Raw genomic sequence first — 22,440 nt, 5'->3', positions numbered from 1 at the left:
CGAGGAGCGCAGCTCGCACCTGCCATAAGAAAAGAGCGCGCCCAGCGCCCGACGCCGCAGGCACCGCCAATAAACACAGCGCGACGAGCCGCAGGCGAGGAGCGCAGCCCGCGCATGCAATAGACACCTCTCGCACCTACCCCAGCCCCCAACCCCAGCCCCGAACGGTCGCCCCAGCGCTGCGATCGCGACCGAAGGCAGGGGCGAGCGCCAGCGAGACCCTGATCGCGAAGCGAGCCCCTGGGCGAGTCGGAGCGATGCAGCGATCGCCGCAAGCACGACAAGCGAGGAGCGCCAGCGACGAGCGCAGCTCGTGCTTGCCAATAAACACAGCGCACCCACACCAGCCCCCAACCCCAGGCCCGAACGGTCGCCCATGCGTTGCGATCGCGTCCGGAGGCAGGGGCGAGCGCCAGCGAGACCCTGATCGCGAAGCGAGCCCCTGGGCGAGTCGAAGCGATGCAGCGATCGCCGCAGGCGCGACAAGCGACGAGCCGCCAGGCGAGGAGCGCAGCTCGCGCCTGCAATGAACTCAGCAACGCATGTGTGCTAGGACGGGGCGGTGGTCGGTGGCTTTGGGGTAGTCGGCGGCGATGGCGGGGTCGGTGGGGACGCCGCAGCCGAGTATGTCGATGTCGGGGTCGGCGAAGATTGCGTCGATGCGGCGGCGGGGGTGGCGTGAGGTGAAGGTGAGGGGTTCTCCGGTGGGGGCGACGGCGTTGGCGTCTTGGAGGCGTGCCGCGAGGAGTGCCCAGGAGGGGCCGCCGGGTTGTTCGTTGATGTCGCCGGCCACCACGACCGGGGCCTGGTAGGTCTCCCGGGCCCGGTCGAGGTGGTCCAGCACTTCGCGGGTGTGGGCGCGGCGTGCCGTGCTTTGCAGGTCCAGGTGGGTGCAGGCCGTGATGAGGCGTGACGCGCCTTCTCCGAATTCCAGGACGGCGATCGCGAGGGCCCTGCGGTGCAGCAATGGGTAATAGCGCAGCAGGTGGAACTCGCGGTGGACCACGCGGGCGCGGGGGCTCACGAGGACGGCGAGTCCGGCGGGGCGGCGTCCGGCGGCGACGGACATCCCGACGGCCTTGGCGAGGCGCAGCCGTTTGAGCCGCCACAGCAGGAAGCGCGGCACCTCCTGGAGGCACGCCACGTCCGGGTTCAGGCCGCGGATCACGCGGATCACCGCGAGCGGATCGTCCTTCAGCGCGCGGACGTTGTAGGTCAGCAGCCGGACGTCCGTCACCGGCCCCTCCTCCCCCGAGACGGCGCGGCCGTCAGGTCCTGGCCAGGTCGGCGGCTCCGACGATGCCGGCGTCGGAGCCCAGCTCGGCGATCCGGATCTCCGGCAGCGGCCGGTGCCCGCGCCCGGTGAGCGCGTTCTGGAACGATTCACGGATGGGGTCGAGCAGCAGGTCGCCGGCGTCGGACAGCCCGCCGCCGATGATGAACGCGCCGGGGTCGAGGATGGCGGTGAGGTCGGCCAGTCCCTGCCCGGCCCAGTGCCCGACCGTGCGGAAGCATTCCAGCGCGGCCTTGTCGCCCTCCCGGGCGGCCTGCGTGACCTCCGGGCCCCTGATCCCTTCGGGACGTCCCTCGCCCAGCTCCAGCAGCCGCCCGGCCATGGCCGGCGCCACCCTGGCCAGGTCGCGGGCCTCGTGGACGAGGGCGTTGCCGCTGGCGTACTGCTCCCAGCAGCCGCGGTTGCCGCAGCCGCAGCGCCGGCCGTCGGGGACGACCCGGAAGTGGCCGACCTCGGCGCCGATCCCGAACCGGCCCCGGTACAGCTCCCCGTTGATGATGATGCCGCCGCCGATCCCGGTGCCCAGCGTGATCAGCACGATGAAGTCGTGCTCGCGCCCGGCGCCGAAGCGGGCCTCGCCCCAGGCGGTGGCGTTGCCGTCGTTCTCGACCACCACCGGCAGCCCGGTGAGCCTCTCCACCTTGGCCTTGATCGGTTCCTCGCGCCAGGCCAGGTTGGGCGCGAACAGCACGGTGGAGCGGGTCTCGTCGACGAACCCGGCGGTGCCGAGGCCCACCGCGGACACGTCCTCGAACTTCCCCTTGAGCAGGTCGACGACCTCGGCGATGACCGCGGCGGTCTCCTTGGGATTGGTGGAGGGCGTGGGCCGGCGGACCTTCTCCAGGATCGTGCCCCTGTCGTCGACCACACCCGCGGCGACCTTGGTTCCCCCCACGTCAACGCCGATGGTCAGGGCCATGTACGGTTCCTCCTCCTCGCGGCGCCTGGCGGAGTCTGCTGCGCCAGCCGAGCCTGCTGCACTAACCCGATGTCACCCGTCGTCGTCGGGCCCGCCGTCCGCGCCTCCACCGGCGTCGCGCCGGCCGGCGGCCCGTGGGCCCCAAGGGCCGCGGGTGCGTTCGTACGCCGCGGCCACCTCTTTCGCGGCCGCCAGCAGCGACCGCATGGCCTCTCGCAGATGCGCCTGGACGTCGGCGCCCGACTCCCGCGACACCGCGATCGCCCGGCAGATCGGGCAGTCGCGGCATTCGGCGGCGCCGGTCGCGATCCGCGGCGGCGCCTCCCGCTCCCGGCTCCGCTCGGCGGCGCCGGCCTCGGCCACCGCGCGGCTCCAGACGTCCCCGCCGGCGGCCCGGTCGTCGCCGGCGGCGTGATCGGCGGCCGCGCCGCCGACCGTGTCGTTCCACCGCCTGCGCAGCGTCCCGATGAGCTTGACCGCCTCATCCAGCAGGTCGCCTGGCTGCTCGTTCATCACACCATTGTCCATCTGTCGCCGGAACGAAACCCGCTCCGGCATGGGGCCCGGGGAAGGATAGCGCCCGCGCGGCCGGTTCAGCCCTCGACGTGCCGTTTGAGGCCCTTGAGGGCCGAGTCGATGATCCGCTTCTCGCCCTTGCGCTTGACCATCCCGATCATGGGCACCCGGACGTCCACGGCCAGCTCGTAGGTGACCTCCGTGGTGCCCTCACCGGTCTCCCGGAGGGTGTAGGTGCCGTGCAGGCCGGTCACCACGTTGCCCTTCTCGGTCAGTTCCCAGCGCACGCCGTCGTCGCCGTCCCAGGTGTAGCCGAGGCCGACGGTGTCGCTGAACGGGCCGCCGTCGAAGGTCAGCCGGGCCCGGACGGCGCGGCCGTCGGGACCGGTCTCCAGGACGGTGAAGTCGCGGATGCCGCTGGCCCATTTCGGATACGCCTCGAGATCGGCGATCACCGCCATGATCTCGGCCTTGCCGGATCCGATGGTGATGGAAGAACTGGTGCGGTCCGCCATCGATGCTCCGCCCTTCTGGCCCGGGTGCTGTCCCATGGAAAGTATCCGTCACAGCGACAGAACGTAAGGAACTCCGCTGCCACGGAAGTGCCCCACGTTGACACATTCGGTGCGGCCGATGCGCACGCGACGCGCCAGCGGCTGGTGGACGTGGCCGAACAGCACGTACCGGGGCTGGGTTTCGTGGATCGCCTCCAGCACGGCGTCGCTGCCCCGTTCGAACCGGCGCGCCACGGTGTCGTACAGCAGGTCGGGGACGGAGGGCGGGATGTGGCAGCACAGCACGTCCACGGCGCCGACCGCGGCGACCTTGGCGGCGTACACGTCGTCGTCGAGCTCGTAGGGCGTGCGGTACTCGGTGCGCAGCCCGCCGCCGACGAACCCGAACGTGATCCCGCCCAGCTCGACCACCTCGCCGTCCAGGACGTGATGGCCTTCGCGCACGTAGTCGCCCCACATCTGCGGCAGGTCGACGTTGCCGTAGGTGAGGTACGCGGGGGTCGGCATGGCCGCGAACAGCTCGGCGTACTGGCGGCGCACGGCCCTCTCGATGTGCGGCCACGCACCGCCATCCAGGGAGTCCCACATCCGCCGGGTGAAGGCGCGTGCCTCCTCGAAGCGCTTGCGCGTGCGCAGGTCGATGAGATGGTCGGCGTTCTCCTGGCCGAACAGCTCGGCGAAAATGCCTTGGCCGTGGTCGGAGTAGTCGAGGAACAGGATCAGGTCGCCCAGGCAGAAGAGCGCGTCCGCCCCGTCACCGGCGGTCTTCAGGGCCTCGGCGCGGCCATGGACGTCGCTGACCACATGGATCCGCATGATGGAACTCTAATCCGCGCCGCCCGGTTCGTCCGGCCTGTCCCCTCGGTGCCGGCGGGGAGGCCGCGGGGTCTACCTGCCCGCCGCGGCGGAGACCAGGGCGCGCCATTCCCGTACGAGGCGCGCGTCCACCGGCGCGTCCCAGGACCCGTCGGGACGTACGGCCGTGCCGACGTGGAAGGCGGTCACACCGGCGGCGGCCAGCACCGCGACGTGCTTGCGCCGCAGCCCGCCGCCCGCCATGATCAGCCCGGCCGAGCGCGGCCCCTCGGCCGCCCGCCTGACCAGCACGTCCACCCCGGCGTCCACGCCGCGCGGCGAGCCCGCGGTGAGCACGGTGTCCAGGCCGCCGCCCAGGTCGCGCACGGTGCGCCAGGCCGGCTCGGGCGCGGTGGCGTGGTCGAGCGCCCGGTGGAACGTCCACGGCAGGGGCGCCACGACCGCGGCGAGCTTGCCGACCGCGCCGGTGTCGACCGCGCCGAGCGGGTCGAGGAAGCCCAGCACGAACCCGTCCGCGCCCGCCTGGCGGTGCAGGTCGGCGGCGCGGTGCAGCCGGTCCAGCTCGGGGATGGACGTGCGGAAGCCGGCGTTGGCCCGCAGCATCACCCGGATCGGCAGGGACGTGGCGGCGCGCAGCTCGGCGACGAGGTCGGGATCGGGCGTCAGCCCGTCGGCGGCCATGTCGGCGACCGCCTCGATCCGGTCGGCGCCGCCCTCCTGCGCGGCCCGCGCGTCGTCCGCGTTCAGTGCGATGACCTCGAGCAATGACACGAGCCCCCCAAGGTGTCGGGTGAGGCGGCCCACGCCCCGGAGGGCACGGCGCCCCACGTGTCCCGGACGTCCCGCCGCGCCGTGGCCCCCTTTCCCACGGCTCCGTGGCCGAGCCTAGCGACGGCGGCGGCGCGGCCAAGGGCGGCCGGGAGCGACTTTGCGTCACCGTTAACCGGCGGCCACGGTGATACCCGGTGCCAAAGGGAGCCGGGAAATGGCAATGAGGTAAGCGAATTCCTACTCACGGGTATCATTGGATGGCGGGAACGCTGTACCGTCGTCCCCGCAGATTCCCCGTGAACCGAGGAGTGGGCCGTGCGCGAGTTCAGCGTCCCCGCGATGGTGGAGGTCCCGGCCTCCGCCAATCTGACCGACGCGCCCTTCACCCGAGCCGCAGAGGAGCCCGGCAGGGTGGTGCTGCGCCGCAAGAGCGGTGAGACCTGGCGTGACGTGACCGCCGCCGAGTTCGCCGCCGAGGTGACCGGCCTGGCCAAGGGCCTGATCGCCGCGGGTGTCGAGCCGGGCGACCGGGTGGCGCTGATGTCGCGCACCCGCTACGAGTGGACCGTCCTGGACTACGCGATCTGGGCCGCGGGCGCGGTGACGGTGCCCGTCTACGAGACGTCGGCCCCGCAGCAGATCGAATGGATCGTCGGCGACTCGGGCGCCAAGGCCGTGTTCGCCGAGACCGCCGACCATCTCGCCGCGATCGAGGAGGTCCGCGAGGCGCTGCCGGCGCTGGCGAACGTCTGGGGCATCGAGTCCGGCGGCCTGGACACGCTGGCGTCGTCGGGTGGGGACATCTCCGACGAGACCTTCGAGGAACGCCGCCGCTCCCGCTCGTCCGCCGACCTGGCCACGATCATCTACACCTCCGGCACCACCGGGCGCCCGAAGGGCTGCGAGCTCACCCACGGCAACTTCGTCGAGACCTCCCGCAACGCCATCGAGGGCGCGATCCGGGAGGTCACCGTGGACGGCAGCTCGACGCTGCTGTTCCTGCCGCTGGCGCACGTGTTCGCCCGGCTGATCCAGGTCGCCACGATCGAGTCGGGGATCGTGCTGGGGCACAGCGACGTCCCCAGCCTGCTGCCCGACCTGGCCACGTTCCGGCCCACCTTCCTGCTGGCCGTCCCGCGCGTGTTCGAGAAGGTCTACAACGGCGCCGAGCAGAAGGCCGAGGCCGACGGCAAGGGCAGGATCTTCCGGGCGGCGGCCGACACCGCGATCGCCTACAGCCGGGCGCTGGACGGCGGCCGGCCCGGCCTGGGCCTCAGGCTCCGGCACAAGCTGTTCGACGTGCTGGTCTACGGGAAGCTGCGCGCCGCGGTCGGCGGCAAGGTGGAGTACGCGGTGTCCGGCGGCGCGGCGCTGGGCGAGCGGCTCGGCCACTTCTTCCGCGGCGTGGGCATCACCATCCTCGAGGGCTACGGGCTGACCGAGACCACCGCGCCCGCCTCCGTCAACCGGCCCTCCGCCCTGAGGATCGGCACGGTGGGCCGGCCCATCCCCGGGGTCACCGTGAAGATCGCCGAGGACGGCGAGGTCATGGTGCGCGGCGTGAACGTCCTCACCGGCTACTGGAACAACGAGGCCGCCACCAAGGAGTCGCTGGAGGACGGCTGGTTCCACACCGGCGACCTGGGCGCGCTGGACGAGGACGGCTTCCTGTCGATCACGGGCCGCAAGAAGGAGATCCTGGTCACCGCGGGCGGCAAGAACGTCGCCCCGGCCCCGCTGGAGGACAGGCTGCGCTCCCACCCGCTGATCAGCCAGTGCATGGTGGTCGGCGACGGCCGCAAGTTCATCGGCGCGCTGATCACGCTGGACGAGGAGGCGCTGGGCCCCTGGAAGGAGCGCAACGGCAAGCCCGCCGGGATGACGGTGGACGAGCTGCGCACCGACGCCGACCTGGTCGCCGAGATCGACGCGGCCGTGGCCGAGGCCAACACGAGCGTCAGCAGGGCCGAGTCGATCAAGAAGTACGCGATCCTGGCCGTGGACTTCACCGAGGAGGCCGGGCACATGACCCCGAGCCTCAAGGTGCGCCGGCACGCGGTGATGAAGGACTTCGCCGAAGAGATCGAACGGCTCTACGCCTAGGAGCGGCCCGCTCCTAGCGGGTCGAGCCGGCGGCGGGTCCCGCCGCGATGGCGGCGACCGCCGCGTCCACCGGGGTGTCGCCGTTGACCAGCTCCAGCACTCTGCGGCGCACCCTCGGCTCGTCCAGGAGCGCGACCAGCACCGCGGCCACGTCGTCGCGGGTCACCTCGCTGTGCCCGACGTACGGCGCGGCCAGCCGCACCCTGCCGGTGCCGGGGTCGTCGGTGAGGCGCCCGGGGCGCAGGATGAGCCAGTCCAGGCCGTCCCGTAGGCGCAGGTCGTCCTCCGCCTCCTTCTTCGCCCTGATGTAGGCGGCCCAGACCTCGCCGCGCTCCGGCCTCGGCGGCTCGTCCACGCCCATCGACGAGATCTGGAGGAACGTGCGGACGCCGGCGCTCTCGGCGGCGTCGGCCAGGAGCACCGAGGCGGCACGGTCCACGGTGTCCTTGCGCGCCGCTCCGCTGCCGGGCCCGGCCCCGGCGGCGAACACCACCGCGTCCGCGCCGGCGAGGTGCCCGGCGACCTCCTCGGCCGTCGCGGCCTCCAGGTCGCACACCGCCGGTGCCGCGCCCGTCTCCCGGACATCGCCTTCGTGGGCGGGGTTGCGGATCAGGCTCGTGACCGTGTCGCCGCGTCCGGCCAGCCTCCGGGCCAGCCGCAGCGCGATCTTCCCGTGCCCGCCCGCGATCACGATGGTCATGAGGCGATCCTACGGAAGACGGCGAAGGGTCTCCTGAACACGGGACGGCCGGTGCGGGGGTACCGGCCCTGATACCCCCGCACCGGCCATGGGAACGGGTCTTTCGCTCGTGTCCCTTACACGGTTTCCTGCGTGATGTCCTCCTCGTGGTCGGCTTCGCGGTCGTCCGCGCGGGATCCGGTACGGATCAGCAGCGGCGCCCGGTGTTGATGCAGCGGACGGCCCGCTGCATCAGGTTCTCGGGCATGACGTTCACGAAGTCCGCGTGGTCGGTCACGGGGTCGTGTCCCTGCTCGGGGAAGGAGTCGACGGCGAACGCCTGCGCCCGGTTGGGCAGGTTGTAGGTCAGCGTCAGCCGTAGTTGCGGCACCGCGCGGGTGCCCTGCGGGCAGGCGCCGTTCGCCTGCGGGAACACGATGTGGGTGCGGTGGTTGGCGCTGTCGGTGTTCTGGCCGTCCCAGCAACTGGGGAAGTCCAGGACGCGCATCACCTGGCTGCGCCGCGGGCACAGCGGGTACTTGTCGGTGAACCCGCGGTTGGTGAACCCGGTGCAGGTCCAGAAGGCGCGGGCGTTGGCCAGGCCGTTGGTGCCGGCCTTGGCGTCACCCATGATCACCCGCATGAACCTGGGCATCGCGACCACCCGGCTGCGCGGGTTCCCGCGGAACTGGATGTTGGCCGCGCGCGGCGTCACGATCGCGCCGACGTTGCCGTCGGCCGCGCTCTGCTGGGCCGACTCCGAGGTGTCCTCGCCGTTCCGGTCGCGCATGACCGGCCAGTAGTACGTCGACAGGTCACCGTTGGAGCAGGTGGTGCCGGACGCGGCCAGGCTCTCGTCGGTGGAGAAGGCGTCCGCCGACTCGTTGCCGACGTAGTCGTGCTGGTGGTGCGCACCGTTCTGGACGCCCGGCGCCACGATGAAGTTGTCCGGGTTGCGGTGTCCCTCCCTGTTCGTCCCGCAGCGCGAGGTGAACGTGCCGCGCGACGCGCCGCGCGACGCCCTCGGCTCCCGCCTGCGCGGGGCCGTCCGGATGTCGGCGAAGTCGTCGGCGTTCGGGCCGGGCACCACGCCCGGTAGCTGCGGCGGCGCGCTCGGGTCGGCCGGCGGCTCGCTGGCGTCCGGTGGCGCGCTCGGGTCGGCCGGGGGCTCGCTCGCGTCCGGCGGCTCGCTGGCGTCCGGCGGGGCGCTCGGATCCGCCGGGGCCTCCGTCTGCTCGCCACCGCCCGCATCGGGCGGCTCCGGGGTCTCCGTCGCCGAGGGCCTCGGCTTCGGATGCCCGGCCGTCGCGCCGGCCGGCCCCTGCGTGGCCGCCGTGACCAGCAGGAGCGCCGGAAGGACGACGGCGATGCCTTTCTTGATTCCCATGTAGATCTCCCTGTGAACGGGGGTGAAAGACCCGTCAGGAAAGGGCCGATTTGGACACCAGGCCGGTGCTCTCCAGCAGCGTCATGTGCGTGTTGACGTACTTGAGGGCACGTTCGGCGAAGGCGCGGATCTCGCTGTTCTCGGTCTTCGCCCGGACCTGCGCGATGACGCTGAAGACCTTGCCGTGCGCGGCGCGCAGCCGCAGCACGAAGAGGCGGTCGTACTCGGGGCCGAACCTGTCGGTCAGTTCCACCAGCCACGACTTCTGCTGCGGGCTGGGCTCGTTCGGCAGGATCACCTCCAGCCGCCGCGCCACGTTGCGGGTGTCCTCGTCGAGCCGCGCGTGCTGCTCGGCGATCATTCCGGCGATCTCCTTCACCCGGGGACTCGCGGCGCGCTGCTGGGCCTGCTGGCCCGCGGGCATCTCCCACAGGCCGGCCTGGCGGACCGACACCAGCAGCTGCCGGTCGGCGGCGCTCAGCCGCCCCCATCGGGTGTCCACGGTGCCCCCGCCGATCCTGGCGTTGCGCGTCTCGCCGTCCGCCGGAACGGTCGGCGGGCTGACGATGACGTACAGGGCCGCCGCGACCGCAGCGGCCGCCGCGACCACCAGGAGCAGCCGGCCGCGCCGCATGCGCGGCAGGGTCCGCATCTCCCCGATGCCGTACGACTTACGCAAGGGGGTTCATCCTCCTTTCACCGCATTCCGAACGGCCCCGGGCGGGGTCTTCGGGCAATACGGACACGCCGTGCTCCCGGTTCATCGTTTCAACATTTTTCTCAGCATTTTTTGGCGCGTCCCGATGGCAATTCTTTGGGCAGGCCGAATGGCCGGACCGCGTTGCCCGCGGCCCGTCCTCAGGGCTAGCCTCGCCGCGTCCCGGCAGGTCAGGACCGGCGGGCGGCCCCTTTGGGCGGGTCCGTCGTCACGCGCAGCGCCAAAGCGGGGCACATCGCCACCGCTTTCTGCACATCGCGTTCCATCCAGACCGGTATGTCCGAGCCCAGCACGACCGGGAAACCGTACCGGTCGAGCTGGATCAATTCCGGAACGAGGTAGGCGCACAGGCCGTGACCGTCGCAGCGGCTCCAGTCGATGGCCACCCGGCCCTCCGACCCGGTCGGGACCGGCAGCGGCAGCACACCGAACACCGGCTGCCCGCACGTCCCGCCGTAGCGGTGGACGTGGATGTCCTCGGCGAACGCCTCCAGCGCCGACAGCACGAACTTGGCCGTCCCGTCCGGATGCGAGCAGGCGCCGCGCCCGCGCCCGATCCCGCAGGCGCGGCGCACGTCGTTGACCGTGCCCGAGCCGTCGCAGAGCGCGTTGAGCGTGCGCACCACGTCGGGCAGGCCCAGGCGGCACGGGCCGCACTGCCCGGCGGACTGCGCCGCCAGGTACGAGGCGATCCTGGTGACCTCGCCGAGCGGGCAGGTGCCCTCGGTCAGCGGCAGGATGATGCCGGCGCCGACCGTGCCGTCCACCGCCTTCATGCCCTTGCGCGACAGCGTCGCCCGCGACACCGCCGCCGGGTCCAGCCACATCCCGTGGTAGCCGCCGACCAGCACGCCCTGCCCGACCGGGGTGTCGCACTCCTTCAGGACGGCCTGCAGGGGGATCCCGATGGGCGCCTCCACCACGTGCGTCCCGCCGATGGTCAGCAGCGTGGTGCCCGGCTCGTCATCGGTCCCGGAGAAGGCGTACAGGTCCGGCCCCAGCGAGGCCAGCACCGCCACCTGCGCGAACGTCTCGGTGTTGGACAGCAGCGTCGGGCAGTCGTCCACACCGGAGTCGGACGCCCGCACCTTCTGGCCCGGCGGGATGGGCTGCTCGCCGTTGATCGCCCGGATCACCGCGCCGGCCTGGCCGGAGATGAACCGCTCGGTGAGCCGCACCACCCGGGCCGGCATCCGCCGCTCGACGATCGCGGCCCGGACGGAGCGGGCCGCCTCGTCGTCCTCCACCGCCACCACGATCCGCTGGGTGCCGAGCGCGGACGCGGCGATCGACGCGCCGTCCAGCACCAGGTGGGGGGCGCGGGTCAGCAGCACCTTGTCCTTCGCGCTGCCCGGCTCGCCCTCCGCGCCGTTCACCACCACGACCGCGTCCGCGGCCGGGCGGCGCCGGTCGGCGCGCTCGCCGGGCAGCAGCACCTCGTCGGAGGACGGATGCCTGATGCGCGCGGCCACGGCCATCAGCTTGCGCGCGAACGGGAACCCGGCGCCGCCGCGGCCGCGCAGATCGACCCGCTCGGCCATCTCGACCAGCTCCGGCAGTGCCGGGGTGATCAGCCGGCCGTGCACGGCCTTGTGCCGTTCCAGGTCCAGCCGGTCGAACCGGTCGAAGCCCAGGGTGAGCCTCGCCCCGCCGATGTTGGAGACCGTGACCGCGCCGCTCATCGCATCACCTCGCTCGACCTCGGATCGCCGTCAACGCGCGGGTCGACGGCGCGCGGGTCGGGTCCGCGCACCGCGCCGCGCACCGGGCCGCGCCGTCCCACCGCCTCGCGGCTCGGCACCTCGCGCCCGGCCGCCGCCCGGCCCTCGGCGGCCGCGGGGTCGGGCTCGCCGAGCAGGTCGCCGGCGCGCCGCACCTCCCGCGGCTTGATCACGACGAGCATCCGGGTCAGCACGGCCAGCGCGACCACGGCGACGCTCAGCACGTACGCCAGCGTCACCCAGGCGGGTGAGGAGCGGCCGGCGGTCAGCCCGTGCACGATGGCCAGCGGCCACGACACGTACGCCAGCGCGTGCACCGACCGCCACAGCCAGGGCCGGGTGGCGCCGACGAACCGGATCCGCAGCAGGCCGCTGGCCACGATCACGATCAGCAGGTCGAACGCCAGCGCGCCGTACCCGATCGGCCCGGTGCTCGGCGTGAAGATCTGCGACGGGTAGGCGAGCCCGCCCACCACCTTGACCAGGATGTGCGCGATGACGAAGGTCACGGCCAGCACCGTGGTGGCACGGTGCACGGCCTGCGCCAGCACCCGGTGCCTGATCTTCAGGATCAGCCGCTCGGTGGCCAGCAGCCCGCTGACCACGGCGGTGGTCATCGCCAGCAGGGTGAACACGCCCGCGTAGAAGGAGAGAAAGCGCTGCACGTCGCCGGCCACGGCCCCACCCTGCGGGGTCGCCGCGCCGATGAGCACCAGGACCGCACCGATGAGCACGGCGCGCAGCGCCCAATTCGGCACGGCCGGGTCGTCGCTAGTTCTCGTTCGCACTAGTGGAACTCCTGTTCTGTTGAGCGGGAGGCGAGGGATCGGCCTGCGGCCGGTCCCCGCCGACGCCGGGCAGGTCGGGGAGTTCGAGGTCCGGCGAGGGATCGGCGGCGGGGACGGCGCCGAGGTTGGCCAGCAGCCCGCCGGGGAGCACTTGGAGCGCGCCGCGTTCCGCGAAGCCCATCAACGGCTGGGCCCTCTCCTTGAAGGTCCAGCCGCCGAGGTTCGCCCCGTTGAGCGGGACCTCCTCGGCGCCGCGGCGCAGGGAGAACTGGACGAGGGCGCGAGGCGCCTCGGCCCCGCCGCAGGGACGGTCGGATCCGATCCGGCCGAGCGTCGTCCCGCGCTCGACCGGGCTGCCGTTGCGCAGACCGGACACGCCGGTCATGCGGTAGTACGTGCTGGCCAGCCCGGTGCGGTGCACCACCATGACCAGGCCGCGGCCGGCGCGGTCCGAGCAGAACCTGTACATCCGGCCCGCACCGGCCGCCTGCACGGTCCCGTCGCCACCCCAGAAGGCCAGGGCACCCAAGGGCCGGGACGAGGCACGCCCATCGGCGCTGCCGATCGTCCAGGTGTCCCCGACCTTCCAGGGCAGCATCAGGCCGTCGCCGGCCCTGGTGCCGTTGACGGCCGCGACGGCCTGGTCGGCGGTCACGGCGCTGTAGCGGTTCAGCACCTCGACCTCCGCCGGTGGGACGACCGAGGCGGGCACCCGCCCGATCGTCGCGGTGAACGCGCTGGTGCCCGACACGGCCACCTGCCAGACGCCCTGCGCCCAGCGGCCCACGAAGAACGCGGTCTGCGGGGTCGCGGAACTACTGGCGGGCACCGGGATCGCCGCGGTGCCGAACGCCCAGGTGCGGTCCGCGCTGTACCGGTCGACGTTCACGATCGGCTGCCCGGTGGGCTCCGCCCCGTACGCCTGCCGCGCGGCGGTGCCGTGCTGCGCCGTCATGATCTTGCGGACCTGGGCGGTCAGCGTGGTCGTGTCCGGCGCCGAGCCGACGGGTGTCCGCCCGTCCGGCGCCCCACCGCCCTGCTGCGGCGCGGTCCCGGACCGCCCCTGCTCGCCGGGGCTCTTGAGGACCACGTCGTTGCCCACGGGACCCGGCTTGCCGAAGGTGGTGCCCTCCAGCAGGCTGCGCTCCACGATCGCCAGCAGCGACAGGCCGACGACGATGGAGAAGACCAGTGCGCCGGTGCCCAGCCGGTCGGCGGGGCCGCGGGCGCCGCGCACGCGCTGCGTGGGGCTCTGCCGCGGCATCGCCCGCACGCCGCCGCGCTTCGCGCCCCGCGCGGGCCGCCGCTTGGACCGTCCCGGCCGCTCGCGCGACTCGGCGGCCGCCCGCCTCGGCCTGGCCGGGTACGGCTCGGACCGCGTCCTGGCCGGGCGCGCCGGGTTCGACCACGCGGGGTTGGACCAGGCGCCTCCCCGCATGTCGTTGCGCGGGTCGTCCCGCGGATCGGTGCGCAACCCGGCCCGTGCCACGCTCCGCATGTCGTTCCGGGGATCGTTGCGCGGCCCGGGGCGGGGCGTCCCGCCACGCGGGTCGCTCCTCACGGCGTTACGCGGGTCGTTCCGCCGGTCGCCGCGAGGCGTCCGCCGCTCGCCCGTGGGGTGGTCGCGCCGGGTGCTGCGGGGGTCCCCCAGGCCCGCGCCTCGCGGATCCGTGCGGCCGGGGCCGTGCGGCTCGCCCAGCCCCAGACCCCGCGGATCGGTGCGCCCGAGCCCACGGGGAGCGCCCGCGTTGCGCGGATCGGTGCGGCCGGGGTCGCGGGGGCCGGTGCGGCCGGGGTCGCGGGGCTCGCTCCGGCTCAGGCCGCGAGGATCGGTGCGGCCAGGGTCACGGGGACCGGGATCGCGGGGATCGCGGGGACCGGGGCGGCCGCGTGGCGCGGTGCGGCCGGGGGCGTCACGGCGGACGGTGCGCAGGTCGTTGCGCGGGTCGCTGCCCATGTCGTTCCGGGGGTCGCGCTTGTCGCGGCCACGCCGTGGCCGCTCGCGCGGCGCCTGGGCACGCGAAGCCTTGTCGCGTGGTGCCTGGTCACCGGGGTCGTCCTCGCCGAACACCCAGGCCAGCCCGGACTGCGCCGGCTCGCCCTGCCGTCGCTGCCCGGATCCCTTGGCCCGGGATCCCTGCTTGGACCGTGGACGTGCCGGGTTCGCCCAGAAGGCTTCATACGTGCTTTCAGACGCATGCCTACTGTCGCGTCGCGCCATGCCCTCTCCTGTGGAGGAGGTGGAGGCAGGGCGAACGACACCCGTGGTTCCGTTGTCGTCACGGGCCGGGGACCCGTGACGTGTTCCTGATATGCCGCGGACGACGGCGACGAGCCCGCTCCGCTCACGCCGCGCCCTGGAACGGCTCGCCCTCGAGTCCGTCCCGACACGACGGGAGCATACGCCTCGCGGGCCCCCTTGAGGCGCAATGGCGGCAAAAAACCCGCCGGAAGCGTTATCCAGAAGAGGACCGCCGCCGTTTTCCGCCCTCCCCGCCCACGACGCCTATTCGGGATGAGAGTGCAGGTCAGAGGCCTTCCAGCGAGGAAAACGGCTTAGACCCGGCTCAGCGGCACCTTAAACAAGACATAACCGGCGTGCCAGGTCCCCGCACAGGGTTTACTCTCGGAGTGTCATCGGTCGTCGGCGCCGTGAGGAGGTACCCCGGATGATCGACCTCCACGGGGTGGCCCACCCCTCCTCCGGCGCGCGCACGACACGATGCCGGGGTCGCGCCCGGCACTCCCGTCCACGTCTTGACGATCCACGGATTCCGGCCGTCCCGCATGACGCGCCCGCCTCCAGGTTCTCCCCCCGAAACGGGCGCCAGGCCGGAGCGTGGTGGATCGCAGCCTCCTCGACAGGGGCCGCGTGGAACTGGTCTCCGGGAGTGCCCGGCGCGATCTCAACGCCGTCACGGCGCCGTTCAGGACGTCCAGGGCAGCCGTAGCGCCTCCAGCTCCGGGTCGGCCAGGATCGACTCGACGAGCGAGGACGGCCCCGCCACCTTGGTGCCCCACAGGTCCCAGTCGCAGTAGACGACCCAGGACCGGTCCTCGGCCCACAGGTTGGACGGGCAGCTCGGCATCGCCGGATGGTCGTACAGGTCCGCGGCGTCCCCGAGCCGCCCCGCCAGTACCGTCTCCCGGTCCCAGTCCCCGGTGACCAGCGAGCAGTAGTACGCCAGGCAGCGCCGGCCCTCCCCCTCCGCGTCGTGCCGGGCGAGCAGGGCCATCAGGCGCCGCCAGCCCTCCCGGTCCAGGCAGCCCTCGGCCGGGGGCTGGATCGCGGCCGACCAGCTTCCCGTGGGGTGCGCCTGCCGCAGGCAGCGATGGCCGGGCAGCGTCCCCTCGGGGACGACCGGTTCACCGAACCCCCGCGCCAGCTCGGCCCACCGCAGCCGCCGCCAGCCGGGCCCCGGATGGCCCGCGCGGCCCAGCCGGACGCCGGTCACCACGGCGCCTTCCATCAGGTCGCCCAGGTCCATGTCGCCCGTCGCCTCGGGTTCGGCGAGCCCGGACGCCGTGACCGTCCGGTGGACGTCGTCGTGGGTGGTGGTGACCAGCCCGTCCTTCCACACGTACATGGAGTGCAGGATCCACACCGCGTCCGGGCGGCGCGGCGGCTCGTACCCCGCGTGGCCGTGGTCGGGGTCGAGCTCCTTCAGCCAGCCGGTGACCTCCCCGGAGACCGGTGCCCACGCGTCTTCGACGTCCGCCATGACCCGAATCCTGCCATTGCCCGGCACGGCCACGGCAGGTGGGTTCCTGTGATCTTTCAGGTGAGCAAGAGGGCGTCCAGACGTGACGTCTGGAGTTCCCAGCGCCACTCCCGCCTCACCCACGCACGGCCCTGCTCGCCCATCTTGCGGGCCTTCCCAGGGTCGCGCAGCAGGTCGACCAGCGCGCGCGCCACCTCGGCCACCGAACGCCCGTTGACGACCACCCCGGTCTCCCCGTCCAGGACGGCGTCCGGCGCGCCCCCAGAGTCACCCGCCACGACGGGCAGGCCGGTTGCGGACGCCTCCAGGTAGACGATGCCGAGCCCTTCCACGTCCAGTCCGAAGCGGCGCGTCCTGCACGGCATGGAGAACACGTCCCCCGCGTCATAGTGGGCGGGCAGCTCCTCCCAAGGGACGCTCCCGGTGAACACCACCGAGTCCTCCACTCCCAGGGAGGCGGCCAGCTTCTCCAGGGACGCGCGGTACGGGCCACCCCCGACAAGAAGCAGCGCCGCGTCCGGGACGTCCTTCAGCACCCGTGGCCAGGCGTGGATGAGAGCGTCCTGCCCCTTACGCGGGACGAGACGCGACACGCACACGACCACGGGACGATCCACCAGCCCGTGCCGCGCCCGTATCTCCGCACCGCCCGCGCCCTCGTGGAAGACGTCCTCGTCCACTCCTGGCGCGAGCCAGGCCATACGGGACGCAGCCGAGGGCGACAGGGCCCGTGCCATACGGGAACGGGTGTACTCCCCCAGGTAGGTCAGCGTGTCGACGCCGTCACCGATCCGCCGCAGCAGGCCACGCGCCACCGGCAGCGACGCCCACCCCGCCTCGTGCCCGTGGGTGAGACCCACCAGCCGTTCCGCGCCACGCCGCCGCAGCGCGGGCGCCAGCAGCCCCAGCGGCGCGGCGGCGCCGAACAGCACCGAGTCACAGCCCTCCGCCCGCAGCAGATCCCCCGCCCTGCGCAGCACGGACGGCTCCGGCACCATCAGCGAGGTCGGGTGCCGCACCACCGGGAAGGGCTGCTCGGCGTCGAACCTCGCCGCGCCCTTCCACGCCGGCGCGTACACCACCACCGACCCCGGCGGACGGCGCACCGCCAGGTTGTGGACGAACGCCTGGATGCCGCCCGGACGCGGCGGGAAGTCGTTGGTGACGACAAGGGTCCTGGTCATCGCTTTCCAGCCTACGGAGGTACCGGAACGGGGAAGCGGCCCGCCACCGGGGCATCCCGGTGACGGGCCGCTTCACGAGTCCCCAGAGGACGGACGGGGTCAGGGGTTGAGCTGCTTGGGCCCCCCGCTTCCGACCTCGACCTCCTCGGCATGGTGACCGTGGTCGCCGTCCGAGTGCTCGCCGTCCCCGTGCTCCTCGACGGGGATGTCGTCGAACGTCCACGCCCGGTTGAGCCGCGAGCGCAGATGCCCCAGCGGGCCCTTGCCGGCCGGCGACGGCACGCCGTTGGCGTCCACCGCGGGCGGCTCGGGACGGGCGTTCTCCTTGCTGAGCAGCACCGCCCTCTCCTCGGGACGGGACGGCTCGTGCCGCTCGCTGAACTTGCCGTCCGGCGACATCACGATGATGCCGCTCTCCACGCCGTGGCCGACCGTCGCGGCGTCCTTGCGCTGCAACCCCAGGCAGATCCGCTTGGTGATCGCGTACACCACGAACGGGCCGACGATCACCGTGACCCGGAAGAACCAGGTCGTGGCGAACAGCGACACGTGGAACCGCTCGGCGATCACGTCGTTGGCCCCGGCGAGCCACAGCAGCCCGTAGAAGGTCACCCCGGCCATGCCCACGCCGGTGCGGACGGGCGCGTTGCGCGGCCGCTGGTTGACGTGGTGGTGCCGTTTGTCGCCGGTGACCCACTGCTCGATGAACGGGAACAGCGCGAGACCGCCGAAGACGATGCCGAGCGGCACGGTCGCGGGGATCAGGACGTTCCAGCTGATCGTGTGGCCGAGCGCGGTGGTCTCCCAGTTCGGCATGATCCGCAGGGAGCCCTCCAGCACGCCCATATAGAAGTCCGGCTGCGACCCGGAGGAGATCGCCCCGGGATCGTAGGGGCCGAACAGCCAGATCGGGTTGATCTGGGCGAACGCGCCCAGCAGCGCGCACACGCCGAAGGTGAACAGGAAGTAGGCGCCCGTCTTGGCCATGAAGACCGGGTAGAACGGGTAGCCGTGCACCTTGTCCTCGGCCTGCTCCTTGGTCGGCATGGCGGTGTGCTTCTGCGTCCACATGATCATCATGTGCGCGGTGACCAGCGCCAGGATGATGCCCGGGATCAGCAGCACGTGCAGGGTGAACAGCCGCGGGATGATGTCCCCGGTGTTGCCCTCGGGGAACTCGCCGCCGAACAGGAACATGTAGAGATAGGTGCCGACCACCGGGATCGACTCGGCCACGCCCTGGGTGATCCGCAGCCCCGTCCCGGACAGCAGGTCGTCGGGCAGCGAGTAGCCGAACAGGCCCTCCACCATGCCCAGGGTGAACATGCCGATGCCGATCAGGTAGTTCAGCTCGCGCGGCTTGCGGTACGCGCCGGTGAAGAACACCCGCAGCAGGTGCGCCATGATCGACGCCATGAACAGGATCGCGGCCCAGTGGTGGATCTGCCGCATCAGCAGCCCGCCGCGCACGTCGAAGCTGATGTGCAGGGTGGAGGCGTACGCCTCCGACATCCGCACGCCGTTCAGCTTGGTGTACGACCCGTCGTACACCACCTCGATCATGCTGGGCTTGAACCACAGCGTCAGGAACGTTCCGGTCAGCAGCAGGATGACGAACGAGTACAGGGCGATCTCGCCCAGCATGAACGACCAGTGGTCCGGGAAGACCTTCTTCGCGTTGCGCTGCAGGAAGTTGGTCGACCCGAACCGGTCGTCGAGGTAGTTCGCCGTCCCCTCGACCGCCTTGGGTGCGGTGGCGGCCCGGGGGGCCACCGGTGCCTGAGTCATCCGCGCTCCCAGAAGGACGGCCCGATCGGCTCGGGGAAGTCGTCGGTGGCGATCAGGTACCCGTCCTCCTCGCTCAGCGGAAGCTGCGGCAGCGCCCGCGCCGCCGGGCCGAACACGACCTTGGCGGCGTCGGTGGCGTCGAACGTGGACTGGTGGCACGGGCACAGGATGCGGTGCGTGGTCTGCTCGTACAGGGCCGCCGGGCAGCCCACGTGCGTGCAGATCTTGGAGTAGGCCACGATCCCGTTGACGTCCCAGTTCCGGTTCCGCAGAGCCGGCTTCATCTGGTCCTCCGGGATGTTGATCAGGATCGTCACCGCCTTGGCGATCTCGTTCAGCGGGTGGTGGGCGTGCTCCTCGATCCCCTCGGGCAGCACCGTGATCATGGCGCCGGGCGAGGAGAAGTCGCTGACCTTGAGCGGCTTGTTGGTGCCGTCCACGACCAGCCGGACGCCCCGCTTGCCCTGCCGCTTGGCACGCTCGACCGCCTCGCCCCAGTAGGTGCGCCGCAGCCGCTTCTCCGGCAGCGGGCCCAGGTCGCGCAGCAGCACCAGCGGGGCCAGGCCCAGTGGCGCCGCGGCCAGCAGCAGGGTGCGGCGCAGCAGCGGGCGCTTGGTGATCCCGCTGTCCCGCGCGCCCTCCATGAAGGTCTCGCCGAACTGCCGCCTGGTCTCGTCGTCGGCACGCGCCTCGTGCCGCTCCTGGACGAGTGGCTTGCTGGTCATCAGCCGCCGCACCCAGATGGTGATGCCGATGGCCAGCGCCAGGAACGACAGCGCCATCAGCCCGCCGAGCCAGTAGTTGGACTCCCTGGCCCGGTCGATGCCGTGCATGCCGCCGTCGCGCCCGCTCCACACGATGTAGTAGGCGATGAACCCGATGCTGGCGGCGAACGCGGTGAGGAAGAACAGCGCCACGACGCGCTCGGCCCGCTTGGCGGACTGCTCGTCGAGCTCCTCGCCGGACCCGGCGGGCGCGGAGATGTCCTCGCTGGCCAGCAGCTTCTTCTCGGCCGCCGGGGAAGGAGTGCCCACGACCCGCCCGGGGCGGCCCGCTCCGGCGGGCTCCTGCCCGGAGCCGTTGGTGTCGTTGTTGTCGCTCATGACTTCTTCAGCTTCTTCGGCTTCTTCGCGGTGATCCACATGGCCGCCAGGACGAGCAGGCCGATTCCGACCAGCCACCCGACCAGGCCCTCGGAGACCGGGCCGATCCGGCCGAGCCCGTTGCCGCCGGGGTCGGGCTCCTCACGGGTCTGCACGAGGTAGGCGATGATGGCCTTCTTGTCCCTGGGGGTCAGCGTGGTGTCGTTGAACACCGGCATGGCCTGCGGCCCGGTCAGCATGGCCTCGTAGATCTGCCTCGGGGTGACGTCGCTCTTGTCCAGCGGCGGGGCGTACTTGCCGCCGGTCAGCGCGCCGCCCGAGCCCACGAAGTTGTGGCACTGGGCGCAGTTGGTGCGGAACAGCTTGCCTCCGAGCGCGACGTCGCCGCCCTTCGGGTCCACCGCCTGGGCGCTGGGCACGTCGGGGCCGTTGCCGAGCGAGGCCACGTAGGCGCGCAGGTCGGCAAGGTTCTTCTCGGCCCGGGCCTTCTGCCGCTCCAGGACGGCGCGCTCCTCGGGGTCCTCGACGTCGGTGTCGATCAGGGTGTTGAAGTCCGGGATCGGCGCCTTGCGCGGTATCTGGGCTCCGGGGTTGGCCGCCGGCATCCGGCCCGTGCCGACCTGGAAGTCGACCGAGGCGGCGCCCACCCCGATCAGGCTCGGCGCGATCGGGTTGCCCTTGGCGTCCTTGGTGCCCTCGGCGTTCAGCCCGTGGCAGCTCGCGCAGTTCTTGTTGAAGAGCGCCTTGCCGTTCTGCAGGTCGTTCGCCGCCGCGGCGGTGGCCGTGGCCTCGGCGCGGTCGGGCCGCGGCTGGAACCCGGCGTAGATCACGCCGATCGCCGCCAGGGCCGCCAGCACGACGGCGTAGCCCGCCCACGGGCGCCGTCGCCATGCGGTGAACCTTTTCACGGAAATCCCCGTTCGGGTCTCGTCGTCGGTGGAAGTGGAGTGGGGCTCGTCACAGGTCGAGCAGGTAGATCGTGGCGAACAGGCCGATCCAGACCACGTCGACGAAGTGCCAGTAGTAGGACACGACGATCGCGCTCGTGGCCTGCTCGTGCGTCCAGCGCTTGGCCGCGTACGTCCGGCCGAGCACGAACAGGAACGCCACGAGGCCGCCGGTGACGTGCAGCCCGTGGAAGCCGGTGGTCAGGTAGAAGACCGAGCCGTAGGCCGAGGAGGACAGCGTCAGCCCGTCCTTGGTGACCAGGTTGAAGTACTCGAAAGCCTGCCCGCCGATGAAGTAGGCGCCCATGAGGAACGACAGGACGTACCACTCGCGCAGCCCCCAGCGCCGGAAGTTCAGCAGGCCGCCGTCGCGCCCCACCTTGCCGGCCTCGGCCTTGAACACGCCCATCTGGCAGGTCACCGAGGACAGCACGAGGACGGTGGTGTTGACCGCCGAGAGCGGCAGGTCGAGCGGGGCGCCGGGCCAGGCGTGCTCGCCTTCCTGGCCGATCGTCACCGAGCGGATCGTGAAGAACATCGCGAACAGGGCCGCGAAGAACATCAGCTCGGACGACAGCCAAACGATCGTCCCCACGCTGACCAGGTTGGGACGATTCGCCCGAGCGTGAGGTGTTGTCTCTATCGCGGGTGCTGCTGTCACGGGGGCCATTATTACGTCACCGGTCCCGAGATCCGCGCATGACCCCCCTTGAGCGGCCTCCAGGGATGTCCCACCAGGGCCTTCGCGGCCCCGCGCGGTGCCCTCGCCGGGCCGGTCACCGGCCGTCCGACCGGCCCGGCCGTACCCGGGGTGACCTCGCGGCCACGTTTCGGCCACGGAAGGGACACGGGCGGGACGCGCCGCGCGGCCGGCCGTCCGGCCACGTCAGCCACATGATCGCGCACCCCGGCGGGGACGTGGCAGAGGCGGCGCCGCGCCCGGTACGCTCTCAGCCATGAGCACCGCCCCGGAGAGCCCGATGAAGGTCCTGGTCTACAGCGACGACGCGAACACCCGCGCCCAGATCCGGCTGGCCATCGGGCGGCGCCCCGCCGCCGACCTCCCCCGGGTGGAGTTCGTCGAGTGCGCCACCCAGCCCGCCGTGGTGGAACGGCTGGACGAGGGCGGCATCGACGCCGTCGTGGTCGACGGTGAGGCGCAGCCCGCGGGCGGGCTGGGCGTGTGCCGCCAGGCCAAGGACGAGGTGTACGACTGCCCGCCGGTGCTCGCGATCATCGCCCGGCGCGACGACGGCTGGCTGGCCACCTGGTCGGGCGCCGACAAGGTGGTCGGCCTGCCCCTGGACCCGATGGCGCTGGCCACCGGCGTCGCCGAACTGCTGCGCTGGCGGGCGGGCGACCGCCTACCGGCTCTGTAACACCTGCTCGCCGGGGAGGCGGGGGCGAGCCCCCGGCCTGGAAGGGGGCACGGCATGGGCCGGTCCCCGCGCGTCCCCTCGGACCCGAAC

At 72.3% G+C, this 22,440-nt stretch carries 20 protein-coding genes; 2 read left to right on the top strand and 18 right to left on the bottom strand.

Going from position 1 to position 22,440, the window contains the following annotated elements:
* Positions 1–532: 532 nt before the first annotated feature.
* From QSK21_RS04740 to QSK21_RS04715, 6 genes are all read right to left on the bottom strand, one after another.
* On the bottom strand, positions 533–1,237 hold the full coding sequence (locus QSK21_RS04740; protein ID WP_285693967.1) for an endonuclease/exonuclease/phosphatase family protein: 705 nt from the start codon (positions 1,235–1,237) through the stop codon (positions 533–535).
* Positions 1,238–1,268: 31 nt separating this feature from the next.
* Positions 1,269–2,213 carry an ROK family glucokinase gene (locus QSK21_RS04735; RefSeq protein WP_285693966.1) on the bottom strand — a complete coding sequence of 315 codons (945 nt, stop codon included), beginning with the start codon at positions 2,211–2,213 and terminating at the stop codon, positions 1,269–1,271.
* Between the two features lie 72 nt (positions 2,214–2,285).
* Positions 2,286–2,726, bottom strand: a complete 441-nt coding sequence (locus QSK21_RS04730; RefSeq protein ID WP_285693965.1) for a hypothetical protein — start codon at positions 2,724–2,726, stop codon at positions 2,286–2,288.
* A gap of 80 nt (positions 2,727–2,806) precedes the next feature.
* Positions 2,807–3,244: an SRPBCC family protein gene (locus QSK21_RS04725; RefSeq protein WP_285693964.1), complete on the bottom strand. Its 438-nt coding sequence runs from the start codon at positions 3,242–3,244 to the stop codon at positions 2,807–2,809.
* A gap of 48 nt (positions 3,245–3,292) precedes the next feature.
* Positions 3,293–4,060 carry a metallophosphoesterase family protein gene (locus tag QSK21_RS04720; protein ID WP_285693962.1) on the bottom strand — a complete coding sequence of 256 codons (768 nt, stop codon included), beginning with the start codon at positions 4,058–4,060 and terminating at the stop codon, positions 3,293–3,295.
* A 72-nt stretch (positions 4,061–4,132) separates the two neighbouring features.
* On the bottom strand, positions 4,133–4,831 hold the full coding sequence (locus tag QSK21_RS04715) for a copper homeostasis protein CutC (RefSeq protein ID WP_285693961.1): 699 nt from the start codon (positions 4,829–4,831) through the stop codon (positions 4,133–4,135).
* Between the two features lie 315 nt (positions 4,832–5,146).
* On the opposite strand from QSK21_RS04715, the gene QSK21_RS04710 reads away from it, so the two are divergent.
* Entirely contained in the window at positions 5,147–6,934 is a 1,788-nt protein-coding gene (locus QSK21_RS04710) for an AMP-dependent synthetase/ligase (protein ID WP_285693960.1), read from the top strand.
* A gap of 13 nt (positions 6,935–6,947) precedes the next feature.
* On the opposite strand, the gene QSK21_RS04705 is transcribed toward QSK21_RS04710, so the two are convergent.
* From QSK21_RS04705 to ctaE, 12 genes are all read right to left on the bottom strand, one after another.
* The gene (locus QSK21_RS04705; protein WP_285693959.1) at positions 6,948–7,634 is read right to left on the bottom strand and encodes an SDR family oxidoreductase; all 687 of its coding nucleotides are present in this window, start codon (positions 7,632–7,634) and stop codon (positions 6,948–6,950) included.
* 187 nt (positions 7,635–7,821) lie between these two features.
* A complete protein-coding gene (locus QSK21_RS04700) occupies positions 7,822–9,000 on the bottom strand; it encodes a DUF1996 domain-containing protein (protein WP_285693958.1) in 1,179 nt (392 codons plus the stop codon).
* A 34-nt stretch (positions 9,001–9,034) separates the two neighbouring features.
* A complete protein-coding gene (locus QSK21_RS04695) occupies positions 9,035–9,679 on the bottom strand; it encodes a DUF4142 domain-containing protein (protein WP_285693957.1) in 645 nt (214 codons plus the stop codon).
* Between the two features lie 209 nt (positions 9,680–9,888).
* Entirely contained in the window at positions 9,889–11,400 is a 1,512-nt protein-coding gene (locus tag QSK21_RS04690) for an NADH-quinone oxidoreductase subunit NuoF family protein (RefSeq protein ID WP_285693956.1), read from the bottom strand.
* Complete coding sequence (locus QSK21_RS04685; protein WP_285693955.1) at positions 11,397–12,227, bottom strand: ferric reductase-like transmembrane domain-containing protein; 831 nt, start codon at positions 12,225–12,227, stop codon at positions 11,397–11,399. Before QSK21_RS04685 ends, QSK21_RS04690 begins: the two co-directional genes overlap by 4 nt.
* A complete protein-coding gene (locus QSK21_RS04680; protein ID WP_285693954.1) occupies positions 12,211–14,448 on the bottom strand; it encodes a hypothetical protein in 2,238 nt (745 codons plus the stop codon). Before QSK21_RS04680 ends, QSK21_RS04685 begins: the two co-directional genes overlap by 17 nt.
* Before the next feature lie 706 nt (positions 14,449–15,154).
* Entirely contained in the window at positions 15,155–15,949 is a 795-nt protein-coding gene (locus tag QSK21_RS04675) for a hypothetical protein (protein ID WP_285693953.1), read from the bottom strand.
* A 56-nt stretch (positions 15,950–16,005) separates the two neighbouring features.
* A complete protein-coding gene (locus tag QSK21_RS04670; protein WP_285693952.1) occupies positions 16,006–17,133 on the bottom strand; it encodes a glycosyltransferase family 4 protein in 1,128 nt (375 codons plus the stop codon).
* Between the two features lie 99 nt (positions 17,134–17,232).
* Positions 17,233–18,921: a cytochrome bc1 complex cytochrome b subunit gene (gene qcrB / locus QSK21_RS04665; RefSeq protein WP_285693951.1), complete on the bottom strand. Its 1,689-nt coding sequence runs from the start codon at positions 18,919–18,921 to the stop codon at positions 17,233–17,235.
* On the bottom strand, positions 18,918–20,024 hold the full coding sequence (qcrA, locus tag QSK21_RS04660) for a cytochrome bc1 complex Rieske iron-sulfur subunit (protein ID WP_285693950.1): 1,107 nt from the start codon (positions 20,022–20,024) through the stop codon (positions 18,918–18,920). Before qcrA ends, qcrB begins: the two co-directional genes overlap by 4 nt.
* Complete coding sequence (gene qcrC, locus QSK21_RS04655) at positions 20,021–20,932, bottom strand: cytochrome bc1 complex diheme cytochrome c subunit (RefSeq protein WP_285693949.1); 912 nt, start codon at positions 20,930–20,932, stop codon at positions 20,021–20,023. Before qcrC ends, qcrA begins: the two co-directional genes overlap by 4 nt.
* A gap of 49 nt (positions 20,933–20,981) precedes the next feature.
* Positions 20,982–21,641: an aa3-type cytochrome oxidase subunit III gene (ctaE, locus tag QSK21_RS04650; RefSeq protein WP_352231251.1), complete on the bottom strand. Its 660-nt coding sequence runs from the start codon at positions 21,639–21,641 to the stop codon at positions 20,982–20,984.
* A 286-nt stretch (positions 21,642–21,927) separates the two neighbouring features.
* On the opposite strand from ctaE, the gene QSK21_RS04645 reads away from it, so the two are divergent.
* Complete coding sequence (locus tag QSK21_RS04645; protein ID WP_285693947.1) at positions 21,928–22,350, top strand: response regulator transcription factor; 423 nt, start codon at positions 21,928–21,930, stop codon at positions 22,348–22,350.
* Positions 22,351–22,440: the final 90 nt, after the last annotated feature.

Origin of the sequence: Actinomadura sp. NBRC 104412, assembly GCF_030269515.1 — a bacterium.
In the GTDB taxonomy this organism is placed as follows: Bacteria; Actinomycetota; Actinomycetes; order Streptosporangiales; family Streptosporangiaceae; genus Spirillospora.
This window is presented reverse-complemented; position numbering and strand designations above follow the sequence as displayed.

Bases quoted from the DNA above. Each gene is read 5' to 3' on its own strand.
- QSK21_RS04670 (WP_285693952.1), bottom strand. From the start codon at position 17,133: ATGACCAGGACCCTTGTCGTCACCAACGACTTCCCGCCGCGTCCGGGC.
- QSK21_RS04690 (WP_285693956.1), bottom strand. From the start codon at position 11,400: ATGAGCGGCGCGGTCACGGTCTCCAACATCGGCGGGGCGAGGCTCACC.
- QSK21_RS04680 (WP_285693954.1), bottom strand. From the start codon at position 14,448: ATGGCGCGACGCGACAGTAGGCATGCGTCTGAAAGCACGTATGAAGCC.
- QSK21_RS04700 (WP_285693958.1), bottom strand. From the start codon at position 9,000: ATGGGAATCAAGAAAGGCATCGCCGTCGTCCTTCCGGCGCTCCTGCTG.
- QSK21_RS04705 (WP_285693959.1), bottom strand. From the start codon at position 7,634: ATGACCATCGTGATCGCGGGCGGGCACGGGAAGATCGCGCTGCGGCTG.
- QSK21_RS04730 (WP_285693965.1), bottom strand. From the start codon at position 2,726: ATGAACGAGCAGCCAGGCGACCTGCTGGATGAGGCGGTCAAGCTCATC.
- qcrB (WP_285693951.1), bottom strand. From the start codon at position 18,921: ATGACTCAGGCACCGGTGGCCCCCCGGGCCGCCACCGCACCCAAGGCG.
- QSK21_RS04725 (WP_285693964.1), bottom strand. From the start codon at position 3,244: ATGGCGGACCGCACCAGTTCTTCCATCACCATCGGATCCGGCAAGGCC.
- QSK21_RS04735 (WP_285693966.1), bottom strand. From the start codon at position 2,213: ATGGCCCTGACCATCGGCGTTGACGTGGGGGGAACCAAGGTCGCCGCG.
- QSK21_RS04675 (WP_285693953.1), bottom strand. From the start codon at position 15,949: ATGGCGGACGTCGAAGACGCGTGGGCACCGGTCTCCGGGGAGGTCACC.
- qcrA (WP_285693950.1), bottom strand. From the start codon at position 20,024: ATGAGCGACAACAACGACACCAACGGCTCCGGGCAGGAGCCCGCCGGA.
- QSK21_RS04645 (WP_285693947.1), top strand. From the start codon at position 21,928: ATGAGCACCGCCCCGGAGAGCCCGATGAAGGTCCTGGTCTACAGCGAC.
- ctaE (WP_352231251.1), bottom strand. From the start codon at position 21,641: ATGGCCCCCGTGACAGCAGCACCCGCGATAGAGACAACACCTCACGCT.
- QSK21_RS04720 (WP_285693962.1), bottom strand. From the start codon at position 4,060: ATGCGGATCCATGTGGTCAGCGACGTCCATGGCCGCGCCGAGGCCCTG.